This is a genomic window from Tenacibaculum aiptasiae (assembly GCF_965221665.1).
Lineage (GTDB): Bacteria > Bacteroidota > Bacteroidia > Flavobacteriales > Flavobacteriaceae > Polaribacter > Polaribacter aiptasiae.
This window is the reverse complement of the sequence record NZ_CBDCSN010000003.1, coordinates 1,265,455-1,281,784: the sequence shown is the minus strand read 5'-3', so window position 1 is coordinate 1,281,784 and position 16,330 is coordinate 1,265,455. Positions and strand designations below refer to the sequence as shown.

Annotated in this window: 17 protein-coding genes; 4 read left to right on the top strand and 13 right to left on the bottom strand. The window is 30.6% G+C overall.

Annotated elements, in window-relative coordinates; all coding sequences use genetic code 11:
- Nucleotides 1-15 precede the first annotated feature (15 nt).
- Entirely contained in the window at nt 16-903 is an 888-nt protein-coding gene (locus tag ACOQN8_RS17385) for a 3-hydroxyacyl-CoA dehydrogenase family protein (protein WP_420553661.1), read from the bottom strand.
- Between the two features lie 37 nt (nt 904-940).
- Nucleotides 941-1,900, bottom strand: a complete 960-nt coding sequence (locus ACOQN8_RS17380) for a Gfo/Idh/MocA family protein (protein WP_420553660.1) — start codon at nt 1,898-1,900, stop codon at nt 941-943.
- A 130-nt stretch (nt 1,901-2,030) separates the two neighbouring features.
- Here ACOQN8_RS17380 and ACOQN8_RS17375 point away from each other — a divergent pair, with 130 nt between their 5' ends.
- The gene (locus tag ACOQN8_RS17375) at nt 2,031-2,672 is read left to right on the top strand and encodes a protein-L-isoaspartate(D-aspartate) O-methyltransferase (protein ID WP_235274643.1); all 642 of its coding nucleotides are present in this window, start codon (nt 2,031-2,033) and stop codon (nt 2,670-2,672) included.
- Between the two features lie 53 nt (nt 2,673-2,725).
- Here ACOQN8_RS17375 and ACOQN8_RS17370 read toward each other — a convergent pair whose 3' ends face one another.
- From ACOQN8_RS17370 to rlmD, 9 genes are all read right to left on the bottom strand, one after another.
- Entirely contained in the window at nt 2,726-2,887 is a 162-nt protein-coding gene (locus tag ACOQN8_RS17370; RefSeq protein ID WP_175578764.1) for a hypothetical protein, read from the bottom strand.
- An 18-nt stretch (nt 2,888-2,905) separates the two neighbouring features.
- The gene (locus ACOQN8_RS17365) at nt 2,906-3,766 is read right to left on the bottom strand and encodes a substrate-binding domain-containing protein (protein WP_420553659.1); all 861 of its coding nucleotides are present in this window, start codon (nt 3,764-3,766) and stop codon (nt 2,906-2,908) included.
- Complete coding sequence (locus tag ACOQN8_RS17360) at nt 3,767-4,636, bottom strand: nucleoside phosphorylase (protein ID WP_420553658.1); 870 nt, start codon at nt 4,634-4,636, stop codon at nt 3,767-3,769.
- Nucleotides 4,637-5,581, bottom strand: a complete 945-nt coding sequence (locus ACOQN8_RS17355) for a DUF1835 domain-containing protein (protein ID WP_420553657.1) — start codon at nt 5,579-5,581, stop codon at nt 4,637-4,639.
- Nucleotides 5,582-5,731: 150 nt separating this feature from the next.
- Nucleotides 5,732-6,055, bottom strand: coding sequence for a translation initiation factor (locus tag ACOQN8_RS17350; RefSeq protein ID WP_420553656.1), 324 nt, complete (start codon nt 6,053-6,055; stop codon nt 5,732-5,734).
- A gap of 4 nt (nt 6,056-6,059) precedes the next feature.
- Nucleotides 6,060-7,007 (bottom strand): isopenicillin N synthase family dioxygenase, encoded by a 948-nt coding sequence (locus tag ACOQN8_RS17345; protein ID WP_420553655.1) that lies wholly within the window; start codon nt 7,005-7,007, stop codon nt 6,060-6,062.
- A gap of 60 nt (nt 7,008-7,067) precedes the next feature.
- On the bottom strand, nt 7,068-7,766 hold the full coding sequence (locus ACOQN8_RS17340) for a DUF6048 family protein (protein ID WP_420553654.1): 699 nt from the start codon (nt 7,764-7,766) through the stop codon (nt 7,068-7,070).
- Nucleotides 7,747-8,241 carry a DUF6452 family protein gene (locus tag ACOQN8_RS17335; protein WP_420553653.1) on the bottom strand — a complete coding sequence of 165 codons (495 nt, stop codon included), beginning with the start codon at nt 8,239-8,241 and terminating at the stop codon, nt 7,747-7,749. The genes ACOQN8_RS17340 and ACOQN8_RS17335 overlap by 20 nt, the downstream gene beginning before the upstream one ends.
- Before the next feature lie 6 nt (nt 8,242-8,247).
- Nucleotides 8,248-9,699 (bottom strand): 23S rRNA (uracil(1939)-C(5))-methyltransferase RlmD, encoded by a 1,452-nt coding sequence (rlmD, locus tag ACOQN8_RS17330; protein WP_420553652.1) that lies wholly within the window; start codon nt 9,697-9,699, stop codon nt 8,248-8,250.
- Between the two features lie 137 nt (nt 9,700-9,836).
- Between rlmD and ACOQN8_RS17325 the strand changes: the two genes are divergently transcribed.
- The 3 genes from ACOQN8_RS17325 to rocD all read left to right on the top strand — a co-directional run bounded on the left by ACOQN8_RS17325 (nt 9,837) and on the right by rocD (nt 12,155).
- On the top strand, nt 9,837-10,382 hold the full coding sequence (locus ACOQN8_RS17325) for an RNA polymerase sigma factor (RefSeq protein WP_420553651.1): 546 nt from the start codon (nt 9,837-9,839) through the stop codon (nt 10,380-10,382).
- 4 nt (nt 10,383-10,386) lie between these two features.
- Nucleotides 10,387-10,770 carry a DUF6768 family protein gene (locus ACOQN8_RS17320; RefSeq protein WP_150901169.1) on the top strand — a complete coding sequence of 128 codons (384 nt, stop codon included), beginning with the start codon at nt 10,387-10,389 and terminating at the stop codon, nt 10,768-10,770.
- A 140-nt stretch (nt 10,771-10,910) separates the two neighbouring features.
- On the top strand, nt 10,911-12,155 hold the full coding sequence (gene rocD / locus ACOQN8_RS17315; protein WP_420553650.1) for an ornithine--oxo-acid transaminase: 1,245 nt from the start codon (nt 10,911-10,913) through the stop codon (nt 12,153-12,155).
- A gap of 71 nt (nt 12,156-12,226) precedes the next feature.
- On the opposite strand, the gene ACOQN8_RS17310 is transcribed toward rocD, so the two are convergent.
- A complete protein-coding gene (locus ACOQN8_RS17310; RefSeq protein ID WP_420553649.1) occupies nt 12,227-13,156 on the bottom strand; it encodes a hypothetical protein in 930 nt (309 codons plus the stop codon).
- A 74-nt stretch (nt 13,157-13,230) separates the two neighbouring features.
- Nucleotides 13,231-16,203 carry a DEAD/DEAH box helicase gene (locus ACOQN8_RS17305; RefSeq protein ID WP_420553648.1) on the bottom strand — a complete coding sequence of 991 codons (2,973 nt, stop codon included), beginning with the start codon at nt 16,201-16,203 and terminating at the stop codon, nt 13,231-13,233.
- Nucleotides 16,204-16,330 lie beyond the last annotated feature (127 nt).

The window sequence follows — 16,330 nt, the reverse complement described above, 5'->3', positions numbered from 1 at the left end:
AAGCTTATAAAGCGATTAAGAGAACATTTTAGCCACTTTTTCGGCTTTTCTACTTTCGCTATAGTCGTAAAAACCTTCGCCAGATTTAACCCCTAATTTACCAGCCATAACCATATTAACTAATAATGGACATGGAGCATACTTAGGGTTTTTAAATCCATCATACATTACATTTAAAATAGATAAACAAACATCTAAACCAATAAAGTCGGCTAATTGTAAAGGTCCCATTGGATGTGCCATACCTAATTTCATTACAGTGTCAATTTCTGCAACACCAGCAACTCCATTGTATAATGTCTCTATAGATTCATTAATCATAGGCATTAAGATACGATTTGCAACAAAACCAGGGTAGTCGTTAACCTCTACAGGAACTTTGTTTATTTTCTTCGTTAAATCAACTGTAAAGTCCATTACATCATCAGAAGTGTTGTATCCTCTAATAATTTCAACTAACTTCATAATTGGCACTGGATTCATAAAGTGCATTCCAATTACTTTCTCAGGTCTTTTAGTTGCCGCAGCAATTTGAGTTATTGAAATAGAAGAAGTATTAGTTGCTAGAATTGTTTCTTCAGGGCAAACTTCATCTAAATCTTTAAAGATCTTTAATTTTAAGTCAACATTTTCTGTAGCAGCTTCTACTACTAAGCTAGCTTGTTGTACACCTTCTTTTATAGAGGTAAAAGTGGTAATGTTATTTAAAGTATTGTCTTTATTTTCAGAACTAATTTTTTCTTTAGCTACCATTCTGTCTAAGTTCTTAGTAATGGTTGCAATACCTCTATCTAAAGCATCTTGTGATATATCAATAAGTTGAACGTTATATCCAAATTGAGCAAATGTATGAGCGATTCCATTACCCATAGTTCCAGCTCCAATTACTGCGATATTTTCCATGTTGTATGTATAGTTTTATTTTTTATTTAAAGTTTGATTAGAAACAATCAATAATCATATGTGCAACTCTTAAAGCTTCTGTTCCTTGAGTTAAAGAAACAACAGGAGTTGTGTCAGTATTAATTGCATTAGCAAAAGATTCTAACTCATCTAGAATTGCATTGTTAGGTGTTACTTCTGGATTGTCAAAATAAATTTGCTTTTTTACACCTTCAGCATTTTGCAAAATCATAGCAAATTCATCTGGATTTTCAGGAACATCTTTCATTTTTACTACTTCCGATTTTTTCTCTAAGAAATCTACAGAGATATATGCATCTTTCTGGAAAAAACGACTTTTACGCATGTTTTTCATTGAAATTCTGCTAGATGTTAAGTTAGCAACACATCCATTTTCAAATTCAATACGAGCGTTGGCAATATCAGGAGTTTCAGAAATAACAGAAACACCACTAGCATGAACATTTTTTACTTTCGATTTTACTACCGATAGAATAATGTCAATATCATGAATCATTAAATCTAATACTACAGGAACATCAGTTCCTCTAGGGTTAAATTCTGCTAATCTATGAGTTTCAATAAACATTGGAGTGTCAATAACATCTTTTACAGCTGTAAATGCTGGGTTAAAACGTTCAACATGCCCAACTTGACCTCTAACGTGATTTTGGCTTGCAAGTGTTCTGATACCTTCCGCTTCTTGCAAAGTATTAGTAATTGGTTTTTCTATAAAAATATGTTTTCCTTTTTCAATGGCTTGTTTAGCGCAATCAAAATGAGATAAGGTTGGTGTAACAATATCAACTACATCAACAGCATCTATAAGTTCTTCTATAGAGTTAAATAATTTGTAACCAAACTCTTTAGCTACTTTTTGTGCATTTTCGGTAAAAGGATCATAAAATCCTACTAATTCATATTTTTCTGATTGTTGTAACAAACGCAAGTGTATTTTACCTAAATGTCCTGCGCCTAAAACTCCGGCTTTTAGCATAAGTGAAAGATTATTAGTTATTTGAATATTTATATAAAAAGAAATGATTTATACAAAAAATCAACGCTAACAAAGATACACTTTTGTAGAGATTTATTACTACTTTTAGCCCGTCGAAATTTTACTATTTGTGAGAGATACTACCAAACATCAAGGGCTTAGAAATCAATTAGCAAAGGTTTTAGAAGCTAAAGGGATATATGATATAAAAGTGTTAAATGCTGTACGAAAAATTCCAAGGCACTTGTTTATTGATAGTAGTTTTGAATCACATGCTTACCAAGATAAGGCATTTCCTATTGCTGCAGATCAAACAATTTCACATCCCTTTACTGTCGCATTTCAATCGCAAGTATTAGAAGTTAAACCAGGAGAAAAAGTTTTAGAAATCGGTACTGGTTCTGGATATCAAACAGCTGTTTTGTTAGAGTTAAATGCTGAGGTGTACTCAATAGAGCGTCAGCATGAATTATTTAAAAAAACATCAATGTTTTTACCTAAGTTAGGGTATAGACCTAAACGTTTTATTTTTGGTGATGGTTACAAAGGTTTACCTGAAGAGGCTCCGTTTGATAAAATTATAGTAACAGCAGGTGCTCCATATGTGCCAAAAGCTTTATTAGGGCAGTTAAAAATAGGAGGAAGGTTATTAATTCCAGTAGGAGATAAAGAGCAAGTTATGACTCTGTTTCTTCGAAAATCACCTAAGGAATTTGAAAAACATGAATTGGGAGATTTCAAATTTGTTCCAATGTTAAAAAAGAAGAACTAAAAAATCCGCCTAAAAAAGCGGATTTATTGAATTTGAATAAAAGAAACATCAACTTATTCAGCTATCTCAGTAGCATCTGCTACTATGATTTCTTGTTGATGTTGGTTTTGTTTGGTTTGATTAGTTTTTGCTAAACCGCATGGGCTTGTGCTTCCGCAAGAAGAAAAACCTACTAAACTAACTACACAAATTGCAATAAATACTATTTTTTTCATTTTTTGGGTTTTAAAAAATCAAATATACATATTTCTGATTAACTCACCAGAATCTTTCTTCTCATCAATAACGTTAAACTCAATCATTTTATTTTGTATGCTAGTGATTAAATTTTCAGTTACTGGCTCTCCATCATTCCATTCTGTAATAGATAGCCATTCTTGAATATCATTTAATTGTTGTTCGTATCTGATAGCTAGTGTTTTATCGATATTTTTGATTTCCTTAAAGTCAGAAGTACAATTATTGATTATGTCTAAAACTTTTTTAACTTCATCAAAATTATTTTCTAAAACTTCATTTCGAACTGCTACTACAAAACAAGGCCAAGGTGTAGGACAATCCCCTAAACGTCTAAATGTATTGTTGTCAACTAAAGGTTTGGTGGTAAAATGTTCCCACATAAAGTAGTCAGCTTCACCATTGGTTAAGGCATCAATTCCTCCCTGTAAATTGCCAACAACTTTAAATTTTAGTTTCTCAACATCCCAACCATTATTATGTGCGTTTACAATAGCCATTAAATGAGATCCAGAGCCAAATCGACTAATAGCTACAGTTGCATGTTCTAAATCTTCAATTTTTTTGAAAGAAGATTTAGCTCCAACATGTATTCCCCAAATTAAAGGACTTTTTACAAAAGTTTGTGTAATTTTTGAAGGATTTCCATTGATTATATCTTTGATAATTCCTTCAGTAAGTACAATTGCAATGTCGATTTCTCCTGAACGTAATGCTTTGCACATAGCACCAGTACCTCCAGGGAAGTCTTGCCAACGTAAATTTATGTTGTTGTTGGTGTATTCTTTATTTTTTAAGGTAATGTACCATGGATAGTTAAAGTGCTCTGGTACACCACCTACTTTTAAATTTAGCATCTATTCAACTAATTTGTCTAAGGTATATTGAATTAAATCAGCAACAACTTTACCAGGATTTTCGCTAAATGTTCCATTAGCTCTATTAGCAATTAAAGCATTCATTGAAGCAGCATTATGACCTAGTAATTTTGATAAACCATAAATAGCAGAAGTTTCCATTTCTAAATTTGTAATTTTATTACCATTGTGGTTAAAACTATCAATTTTAGCGTTTAATTGAGCGTCTTGCAGTCCTAAACGTAAAACACGTCCTTGAGGCCCATAGAAACCGCCTGCAGTAGCTGTAATACCTTTATGTACCTTGTCTGAAAGTAATTTTTCTTCTAATGCTTTTCCGTTCGCTACTACTAAAGGATACGATTTTTTAGAACTCCAATCTGTATGTTTAATAAAAGCTTGTTCTAATTCTGGATTAGCAATTTCTTCTACTTGATAAGACTGTAGCATACCGTTTAAATCCAATCCATGAGAGCTTAATAAAAAGCTGTTTACTGGAATGTCGGCTTGTAAAGAACCAGAAGTACCAATTCTAGTAATATTTAACTGTGTGTGAGTTTCTTTTACTTGACGTGTTTCTAAATCAATGTTAACTAAAGCATCAAGTTCGTTTAAAACTATATCAATATTATCAGGACCAATTCCTGTAGAAATTACAGTTAATCTTTTTCCTTTATAAGTTCCTGTAGTAGTTTTAAATTCTCTTTTTTGAGTTGTAAATTCAATAGAATCAAAATGTTGTGTTACTTTATCAACACGATATTGATCTCCAACGAAAATAATATCGGTAGCTATATGCTCAGGTCTTAAATTTAGATGATAAATACTTCCATCAGGATTTAAGATGAGTTCAGAATGTTGTATGTTCATTTATGATGTAATTTTTAACAGCTTGTTTGTAGAGTTTACATATAAATAGCTGTATTTTTTTGCGCCTCCAAGATACGAAAAATCGGAACGCATTTTTGCATAATAGTTTGTTTGATTATGCAGTACTTTTTTACCTATTTTATTTAATTTAACTGGGTTAAATGAAGAAAATAAACTTTTTAATTGATTTGTTTTGTTAACATATTGAATATCACCATATCCATAAACCTCTTGATTTGATAATAAGTGACCAATAAACTTATTTTTTGTTTCAAATTTATTGCTCTTAGCGGCTTTTAAAATATTGTTTTCAATATGATTTAATCCATTTTCTATAGATGGAAAACGAAGTAAATGCGCTTTTATAGCTTCTTCTAAATATACAAATGGTGATTTAGGATTTAATTTTGAAGCATTTTCAAGTTGCAAAGGACTATCTGAGCAATAAAGTTGCCATATATAATCAGCATACTCAATATCGTCTTGGGTAAGTATTGCCCTGTTTTTAAAATGTTCTTTTAATTGAGTGGGAGATAGTTCACCTAGACCTAACAATTTTTCACTGTTTGCTATTTTACCACTACAAACTAACGAGATTTTTTGATTTTTTCTATAACGTTTAAGCCAGCTAATAACAGCCAGCATGTTTATTTGGCAAAATAAATCATATTCAAACCAAAGAACAATTTCGTCTTGTTTTTTTTGATTACAAAGGTTTCTGTACTCTTTTAAAGTGTAATCAATAAACTTCCTTTTTGTAACTTTATATGACGATTTAAGAAAATCAAAACGGGTTTTCCAAAAGTTTTCACTTCCTACATCAACAGATGTTTTTCCTTCGCACAACATTTCTCTCCATGTAATAATATCTCCTTTAAAATTTAAGTTTTTTAACTGTAGAGTTGTAGTGTCTCCGTTGGTAATGTGTAATAATGAGGATGTCATAATATTGAGGAATTCTTTTTTGATTTCTTCTATTGGTATATAATAAACGTTAATTTTTCTACGTTATTATTAATTACCTGTATTTTAACACTTTAAAAGTTTTTTTTAGGAAAAGTGCCAAGAAATATTATTCTTGACACTTTGATAATATTAGCCTCCAACGCGTTTTACTTTAAAGCCTTTGTCTTTCAATATTTCCATTATTTGATTACGGTAATCACCTTGAATAATAATGGTATCGTCTTTAAAGCTGCCACCAACACTAAGTTTGGTTTTAATCTCTTTGGCAAGCTTTTTAAAATCTTGAGTAGCACCATTGTACCCGTCTAAAATAGTAACAGGTTTTCCTTTGCGTTTTTCATATTTGCAAAGAATAGGATCATCTTGAAGCCAAATATCAGATTTTTCTTCAATTGGTTTTTCTTCAAATTGATGATCTGGAAATAAGTTTTTTAATTGATCTTGTAAATCCATTAAATTACTTTTTCAATCCTAACTCGCGTAAACGCTCATCTAAGAATTCACCAGCTGTAATATCCTCGAATTGCTTTGGATTATTGTCATCAATACAGTTTTCTAAAACATCTAATTTCATGTCTGAAACTGGGTGCATGAAAAATGGAATAGAATAACGAGAAGTTCCCCATAATTCTTTAGGAGGATTTGTTACTCTATGAATAGTTGATTTTAATTTATTATTACTGTGACGAGATAACATATCACCAACGTTAATCATTAATTCATCTGGTTGAGCAATTGCGTCATGCCAAACTCCATCATGATCTTGTACTTGTAATCCCTTTCCTTGAGCTCCCATTAACAATGTAATTAAGTTAATGTCTCCATGAGCAGCAGCTCTTACAGCTCCTTTTGGTTCAGTTTCAATAGGAGGGTAGTGTATTGGGCGTAAAATACTATTTCCGTTTTTGATATAATTATCAAAATAAGTTTCTTTTAATCCTAAGTGTAATGCTAATGAACGTAAAACATATTTAGCTGTTTTTTCTAACATTTGATATGTTTGTTTTCCTATTCTATTGAATTCTGGAAGTTCTTCAACTTCTACATTAGCTGGATATTCTTTTGCATATTTAGAATCAGCATCTACATACTGACCAAAATGCCAAAACTCTTTCAAATCTCCTTCTTTTTTTCCTTTTGCAGATTCTTTTCCGAAAGAAACATATCCTCTTTGTCCTCCAATACCTGGAATTTCATATTTCTCTTTTACCTCAGTTGGTAAGTCGAAAAAGTTTTTAATTTCTTTATATAGATTGTCTACTAATTCATCGTCTAAAAAATGACCTTTTAATGCAACAAAACCAATAGTTTCATAAGCATTACCTATTTCGTTTATAAACTTTTGTTTTCTGCTTTCATCACCCGATAAAAAGTCAGCTAAATTTACGCTTGGGACTTTACTCATTGTTAATAACTTTTATAAAAATGACTGTAAAGGTATTAAAAACAAGGGTAATATTTAAAATTACTTATTAACAAAAGGTATTAGGTATGATATAGTGTAGTTAAATCCAAACCCTGTATTACTTTCAAAAACTCTATTAAATCCTGGTGCATATAATGTTTTAAAGTTTGTTTGATCATCTACACTGATCATTATTTTGTAAGAAAAACCAGCACTAACAAAAAGGTTTTTTAAAGTCTCAACTTTTATACCTAATTGAAATTCAGTCCAATGTGCGGTTAATCCAGTTTCTGTTACAGGAGTTGTAATTGTATTTGAAGGAAAATAAATATTTCCAACATTAGGTTTGTAACTATCTAAAGTTTGGTCAAAAAGAGCAAATCCATAACGCATTCCAACATAAATTTCATTATTCATGTCTAACCAGTTTTGATATGCATTATAATTAGCTCCTAATCTAATATAACTTCCTTTAGAAGTTGAAGTAGTAAAATCTTCAAAGGTTGTTTCTTTTTCGTATCCTAATTCTGTAGCTACATACCATTTTTTTGAAACACGATAATCTCCCACAATTTCCAATCCACTATAACTTTTGTCAAATATGGATAATCCAGGTTTACTAATATCAACTCCTAAACGAAGTCCATAACCTGTCTTATAAGTTATCGTATCTTTTTTTGCTTCAGAATTCTTTGTTTTTTGAGCGTATCCTTGTAAAAAACTAAGTGTAAGACAAAGACTAATGATATACTTGTACATGGGCTTTTGCTTGATTGTCAATATTAGTGATTAATGTAGTAGATAAATTATCAATCCAACCAGTATGTGTTAAATTAACATCTTTGTAGATAACTCTATATCCACATGAACGAGAAACATAATCCTCTTCTGGAACATATTTTATTGTAAGTGTAGCTATTTGGTTGTTGGCTATAGTATTATCAACATTATTCATCTTAAGTGTATACACTGTCTCTGTGGTCAATGAGTTTAATGATTTCAATGAGTTCAATGGGATAGCAATACTATCAGTTGTTCGATTTGTAAATAAACTATCTGTTTTTCCTTGTGCTATGATAGATAAACGTCCCACTGCTTTAAGTTCGTTAACGTCCTCTCTGTCATAAAAACGTATAACTAAATTTGGTGTTACTGGACTTTGTACACAAAAATCATCTCTCTCACAAGAAAGTAATCCTGCTATTAAGACAAAAAATAAAATATACTTTTTCATTAAAAATTATTTTTCAAATAATACTACTGTTTCAATATGCGCTGTGTGCGGAAATTGATCTACTAAGCTAATCTTTTTTAGTTGATAGCCGTTTTTAATTAACTCTTCTGTATCTCTAGCTTGAGTTGCTGGGTTACAAGATACATAAACCATTCTATCTGCATTTAGATTTATGATTTTTTTAAGTGTTTTTGGAGCAATACCAGCACGTGCAGGATCTAAAATAATAGTTCTTATTTTGTTTTTAAATTGTGGATGTTCATTTAAGAATTTACCAACATCGGCTGCATAAAACTCTAAACCTTTTATATTATTTCTCTCAGCGTTTTTCTTAGCATCTTCAATGGCTGAGGCTACAATATCTACACCTACAATTTTGGTGTTATTGGCTTTTGAAGCAATTATTTGACCTATAGTTCCTGTTCCACAAAACAAATCCATAACAACGGTATTGTCTATTGCATCTTTGTTTTCTAACGCATAATCAACAACTTTGGTATATAATTTTTCTGCAGATTTTGGGTTGGTTTGAAAAAAGCTTTTCATGCTTATTTCGAAATTTAGACCTAATAATTCTTCTACAATTTTATCTTTTCCAGTAACAAGACTAATACTTCCAGAAGTAGCAATAGTTCTATCTCCAATTTCATCATTAATAGTATGTAATAATCCTGCTAAACAATCTCCAAAAATGTCTTTTAATAAATTAGCGAAAGCTTGTAAGTCAAATTTAGGTAAATCATAAGAAGTTGTTACCAAATTAAATAATAGCTCATTTGTTTTATAAGACTTTCTAACAACAAAATATCTGAAGAATCCTTCTTTTTTTGGTCCGTGCCAAGGAGCTAAACCAGTTTTTTCACAGTATTCTCTAATTACTTTTAAGTTATCTTCAACTTGAGCATCAAATAATCCAGAGTCTTTATCTAAATTATCTCCCATCCACCAAACACCACGGCGTTTAAAACCTAGGGTAAAAAAATCATCATCTTTCTTATTAATTCTATCGTAACCAATAGCTGAAAATCCATATTCCATTTTGTTTCGGTAATGAAATACATTAGGAGAAGTAACAAATTCATCAAATAAATCTTCTATATCTTCAACCTTACCAATTCTTTTAAATAAAGAAAGTGTACTTTCTTTTTTGTATTGATGTTGAAGATCAATAGGTAACTGAATATATGGAGCGCCTGGGATATCTTGATATGGAACTTCTATTTCGTCTTCTGAATGTTTTATAACCTCTACTAGTTTACATTCAGCATATTTCTTTTTTGATTTAACTACACGAGCTTTTACTAACTGTCCTGGTAAAGTGTTGGGAACAAAAACAACAAAAACTCCTTCTTCTGAGCGAATTCTTCCAATTCCTTTTCCTCCAAAGGCATAATCTTCAATTAAAATCTCTATTGTTTCGTTTCTTTTAACAAACTTATTTCGTTCTCTACGTGGCATTGTAAACTATAATTTATGGTTTGCAAAATTAGGAAAAGATATGGTTTCAAATACTTTTAACTCAAACTTAAATTTCTATTTTTAAAAAGAAAATTGAACCTTTTAACTTTCCATACGTCTATGAGATGTAATCGATAATGAAAAAATTGAATAATATTACTGATAAAGATTTGATTTTAGCCTATAAAGAAGGAGATCAAAAAGCGCTTACAGCCTTAGTGAAAAAATGGCATGTTCAATTTTGTAAGCTTGCTTTTTGGTATGTGAAAGACCGTGATATAGCTAAAGATGTAGCTCAAGAAAGTTGGCAGGTAATTATAAGAAAGTTAGAAGAACTTGAAAATCCAGATCGATTTAAAAGTTGGGCAATTAGTATTGTAAATAGAAAGGCGATTGATTGGTTAAGAGCAGATAAAAGAGTACTAGATAAGTACCAAAAATATTACAATGAGCATAGAAAAGAAGTTATTTCAATTGAGGTTAGTGAAGAAGAAAAATTGAAAAGTAGTTTGTTAAAAGCAATTCAGAAATTATCAATAGAACAACAGATGGTTGTTAAGTTATTTTATACTGAATCGTATTCACTTAAAGAAATAAGTAAACTTTTAGATATATCGGTTGGAACAGCAAAATCAAGGTTGTTTCATGCAAGAGAAAAATTAAAGAAAATAATAAAAACATAAAATTATGGAGAAATCAGAAGATATTGACAAATTAATAAAGGAAACCTTAACCGAAGAAGAGGCAAGATTTTATGAGGAATTAGATGAACAGAATGTTTTTCAAATGATTGGTGGGTTATTTCAAGGGAAAAATAAATGGATTATGGTTTTAATGAATATAATGACCTTAGTTTTCTTCGGGCTTTTTATTTACTGTATTGTTCAGTTTTTTAATTCGGAAGCAACTAAAGATTTAATAAAATGGGGGGTAGGGACTATGATTTTTTTATTAGGAGTAAGTATGTTAAAAATATTTGCTTGGATGCAAATGGATAAAAATGCATTATTAAGAGAGATTAAAAGATTGGAGTTGCAGGTTTCTTCATTGGCTGGAAAAATATCGGAATAAGATTTTAAATGCCCTGAATATTTAGTAAATTGCAGAACTTTTTAGGGATGATTTCTTTCCCACGCTGAATTTTCGAAACTTCTTCGAAAGGATAAAGGTAGATAAGGAATGGTTATTTTATAAATTTAAAATTATTAAAAATGGCTGTTTTAGACCAATTAACTTCGCAACAAGCGATCGATTTAGAAAACAAACACGGAGCACATAACTATCACCCATTACCAGTGGTTTTAAGTAAAGGTGAAGGAGTGTACGTATGGGATGTTGAAGGTAAGAAGTATTATGACTTTTTATCTGCTTATTCTGCAGTAAACCAAGGGCATTGTCATCCAAAAATTGTTGGAGCAATGGTGAATCAAGCGCAAACATTAACATTAACTTCTCGTGCATTTTACAATGACATGTTAGGAAGGTATGAAAAATTTGCAACTGAACTTTTTGGTTTTGACAAATTATTACCAATGAATACTGGTGCTGAAGCTGTTGAAACTGCTTTAAAGTTATGTAGAAAATGGGCTTATGAAGTAAAAGGAATTAATGAAAATGATGCACAGATTGTAGTTTGTGAAAATAATTTCCACGGACGTACAACTACAATTATTTCATTTTCTAATGATCCTGTTGCTCGTAAGAACTTTGGGCCTTATACAAATGGGTTTATTAAAATAGAGTATAATAACTTAAAAGCTTTAGAAGAGGCTTTAGAAAGTGATAAAAATATAGCTGGTTTCTTAGTTGAGCCTATTCAAGGAGAAGCTGGAGTATATGTGCCATCTGAAGGATATTTAGCAGCAGCTAAGGCATTATGTGAAAAGCATAATGTATTATTTATAGCTGATGAAGTTCAAACTGGTATTGCACGTACAGGAAAAATGTTAGCGGTAGATCATGAAAATGTAAAACCAGACATTTTAATCTTAGGTAAAGCATTAAGTGGTGGAGCTTATCCGGTTTCTGGAGTATTAGCAAATGATAATATTATGAATGTTATTAAACCAGGTAACCACGGTTCTACTTTTGGAGGAAATCCAGTTGCAGCAGCAGTTGCTATTGCAGCTTTAGAAGTTGTTAAAGAAGAAAGTTTAGCTGAAAATGCTGAGCGTTTAGGAAAGATTTTTAGAGAGGAAATAGGAGCTTTTACTGAGCAAACAGATTTAGTAAATTCAGTAAGAGGTAAAGGATTGTTAAATGCAATTTTAATTAACGATACTGAAGAAAGCTCAACAGCTTGGGATATTTGTATTAAATTACGTGACAATGGTTTATTAGCTAAACCAACTCACGGAAACATTATCCGTTTTGCACCACCATTAGTAATGAATGAAGAACAATTACGTGATTGTATTTCTATTATAAAGAAAACAATTTCTGAGTTTAAGAAATAATAAACTTTTAGAGGTGATAAAAAAAAGCAGTATTGAAGTTTCAATACTGCTTTTTTTATGAAGTTTTTTCTTTATTTATTTTCTAAAAGTTTTTTTACTAATTCTTTCAGTTCTTTAATTTCTTTAGTTTGAGCTTCTAATGTTTTGATTTTTTCTCTTTGAATTTTTAATTGTTTTTCTTGAGCAATGGTGTATAATGTTAGTTCTTCTATTTTTTGAAGTAATTTAGCGTCCATTTCAGCTAAAAAGAAACCATTGTTTTTAACATCTTTAGCGCTAGGAATATCTTTTAAATGTCCTTTTTCTTTTATGTGATTTTCAACTTCAAAAAGCGTTGGTAAATTATAATTATTTTCAAAAACAAAGTCAGCCCAGTTAGGAGCTGCTAAAACTTTTATCTCTCTAGCGCCAATAGAACCTTCTACAGCTAACTTATGAGGACCTGTAGTTAATGTTCCTATACCTACTTTATCCATAATGTTAACTTGAGATTTGTAAGTTACATAATCTCTTGTTTCATTATTAGCAATTACAGTTGGTGCAGTAATGGTAATTAATGATTCGTCAAAATCTACTCTGGAAAGACCTGTAATGTTAATAGTTAATCCATTACCTGTAGATACTAAATGGTAAATAGGAATTTTTAAATGATTGTTAGTGTCTAAAAAAGCTTCTCCTAATTTCCATTGATAAGATATTAAACCAAAAGAAGAAGGTACCTCACTTGTAGATCTGTATAATAAATTCCCAGGGTTTTTACCGATTTCATATCTTTTGGTGTATTTTCCAACATTATTTTGATAACTCCAACCTCCAGTTATCGTAACTTCTACATATCCCCAAAATTTAATGTCTCCAAAATCAATATAAGAAACTTGGTTTGCTACATCATGAGTAAAATAGGGGCTGTTTTTTGTGATGTTAAATTGACGACCTTGAGCGAAGGACGCTGAAATAAATCCTATGGCAGCTAGGATAGCAATTTTAATTTTTACTTTCATAGTAGTTTAATATTTAGGTGCAAAAAAGTAGCAACTTTTAAGCAATTAATTTTATTCAAATATATTAAATACATTTAATTTACCATTTCATGCACATGTAAATGTTTTTTTAATACTCCTGAAGGAGTGTTTTTTGTTTCGTCAAAAATTCGAGTGTCACCAAATAGTATAAAACTTTCTTTTGCTCTTGAAACAGCAACATTTAACATGTTAGGTTTGTTGTCTTTTTCAAAGAACATGGTTCCTTCATCTTCATTAGAGTATACAGAACTGAATAATATGATATTACGTTCAGCTCCTTGTAATGCGTGCACTGTTCCTAGTTTAATATCGTTAACTTTATAACCAGCTTCACTTAAAGCTTTGGAAAGTTCTCCTTTTTGACTTGCGAAAGGAGTAATGATCCCTAATTGCTTTTCAATAGTATCTACACCATAAGCTTTTTGGATAGTTTCCTTGTTTTGTTGTAACCAAGTTATAATAGCGTTTACTTCTTTTATGTTACGACGGCTATTGTATTTACGTTCGCTAACTCCTTCAACATGATAAGCAACCATAGGAGGAAAGACTTGAGTATCTTTTGTTTTTCCTTTCATAGGTTTTAAGATACCATTGTAAGCTAATTCGTTACAAAAATCAATAATTTCATCGTTACATCTTCTGTGTTCTAATAAAACCAATCCTTGTTCTTTTTCTTCCTTTAAAGGAGTTTCATACTCACAAGCATTTTGAGCCATCCTCATAATACTTCCACTTGATGCTAAAAAACCAATATCACTTAAATAGTTAGTGTCGTTTTTATTTTCAAGCATATTTAAGCTAGTTAAGTTTCCTACATCAATCCTTTCAGGAATAGACCATATAGGTTCAATTTGCTTTAAGTCGCCAACAACAAAGGCTTTTTTAGCTAAAGAAAACATAGGGATGCTAACTTCAGGAGTTACTTGCCCAGCTTCATCAATAATTAATAAGTCTAAAAAATTATATAACGGTAAGTATTCAAAAACAGGTTTTCCGTATTCGTTTTCTCCTTGAAATTGACTAAATAAGAAATGTGTTGGAGCCATATAAAAAGTAGCTACAAAACAAGGTGTTAGCATAGCTCTACGTTTCCATTTTGCTTGAATAGCTAATTCTCCAGTGCCTCTTTCTGTATCGTTTTCTATAGCATCTTGAGTTTCTAATAGCCAACGAGCTTCCCAATAATGGGTTGCTAAAAGAAAAGCTTTATGACGTAAGTTAACGTCTAATTCATCGTAATAAAAACGATTGCTTTTATCAGTCGAATTTAATTTTTCATATTCATTATCCCACATCAGTGTTTCATTAGTAGAAGGAAAGCCTTGAATATTGTTTTCATACTTCCAATTCTTTAGTTTTAAGTGAGATTGAAGAATTAAGTTAAAGTTGTTAATACTTTCTTTTAAAAATGAAACAGTTCTATTTTGATTGTTGAATGTAAATTCATCCATTTTAAAGATGCAGTCTTCAGTATTTGAAGAACTACCAATACTAAAATACTGCTGTACTTTAGTTTTAAAATCTATGTCTTTCGATGCATTTTTTAAATTGGTTATAATGGTTCTCCATTCTTGAATTTTCCCAATTTTAAAATCATCTTTATCTATAAAATCACTTTCATTTAAAAGAATACTGTTTATCCTTTCTATAGAATTGATATAGTTTTCAGAAAATTCAACTCCATCAATTAGAATGTCTTCTATAGCTATAATTTCATCTTGTAAATGATTACAGGCATCTTCAAGAGAATTTGAAGATACATCAAAGTAATTACAGTAATTAGTAAGGAAATAGTAAGCCGCTTCTTGTATATAATCTTCATTTTCTAAATTACATAAAGTACCTTCATGTTTGAAAAGATTTCCTTTTAAGAAATTAATTCCTTTTAAAGTTTTTTCACTTTTAGAATTAGAAGGTAGGTAGGTAGCATATCCATTAAAATCTGGAATCCAGCGTTCAGATAAAACTTCCATAGTACTTTTTGAATTGATAAAACTATCAATAATGTTAGTTACTGCTTGGTTATTGTTAGAACAAGCCACAATAACAGGCGCATCTTCACCTCTAATGGCAGCTTTTACAAATTCCGTAGCAACTAAACTTTGTAGTAATGTAGTTTTACCAGTTCCAGGAGGTCCGTTTACTGCTGTAACAGCATTTTCCTCAGCTACTAGATATGAAAGTAATGTTTTACGCTGACTAATAGATAAAGGGAATTCATTAGACATTTGACCTAAATGTAAATGATTGTAACTTAAAAACTCTTTATCTGTAATCGCTTGTCTTCTTTCTCTTACATAAGGACTAATTATTTTTGAAAGAGCTGGAAGTTCTTCTTCATCTTTTAGTAAGTTTTCATAAAGAAAAAGAATACTTTTAGCAGTGGCAATTTTAGAACTTACAGCAAAGTAAGTAAGTTGATGTACAGTATTATATCCTTCTGTTTTATAACTGTATAAATTATGACCTGTAACATCTAAAAAAACCTCATTGATATAATCCCAATATTCATCCCATGCAACTGGTTCATCTTCATATTCAGGTTCTGGTTCTTCAATATTTTTAGCATCTAAAATGGTGTCTATTGATGAAAAAATAAAATCATTTTTTACATCAGCCATTGGAGTTAAATAGTTACGAACAATTAAAGGGAATATCTCTTTTGGAGCAGATAATTGTCCAGATCTATTAGCAACCACTGTTATCCAAAAAGGATGTATGGTTCTATTTTTATATTTTGGATTTTCTGTTTGATATGTTAAATGAAAAGGAGCTATAAGTATTTTAGTTTCTTCTACTTGATGCCACTTTGGATCGTCTTTTTTGGTAACTCCTCTTAATCTGTTAATTCTTCTTTCTTCAACATCTAACAATTCATTTACTTGTTTTGAATTGATTAGAGCATTACTCAAATCAGATGAGTTTTGATGAAAAAGATTTTTAATTTTAGCAATATCTATTGCTAAGTTTTCACTATCAAATAAACTGTTTTTATAGTATTGTAACCAGTTTTTTTCGTTTGCCATGCTTATTTCTTATCGGTCAGAAATTTGTGTTTTTTTGGATAAGGGGAGGGCGAAAATAAAAGATTAAAATTGTTAAATCTGCTTTTTTAAAAGCTTTTTATTAACGAAAAAACGGGAGTCTTTTTAG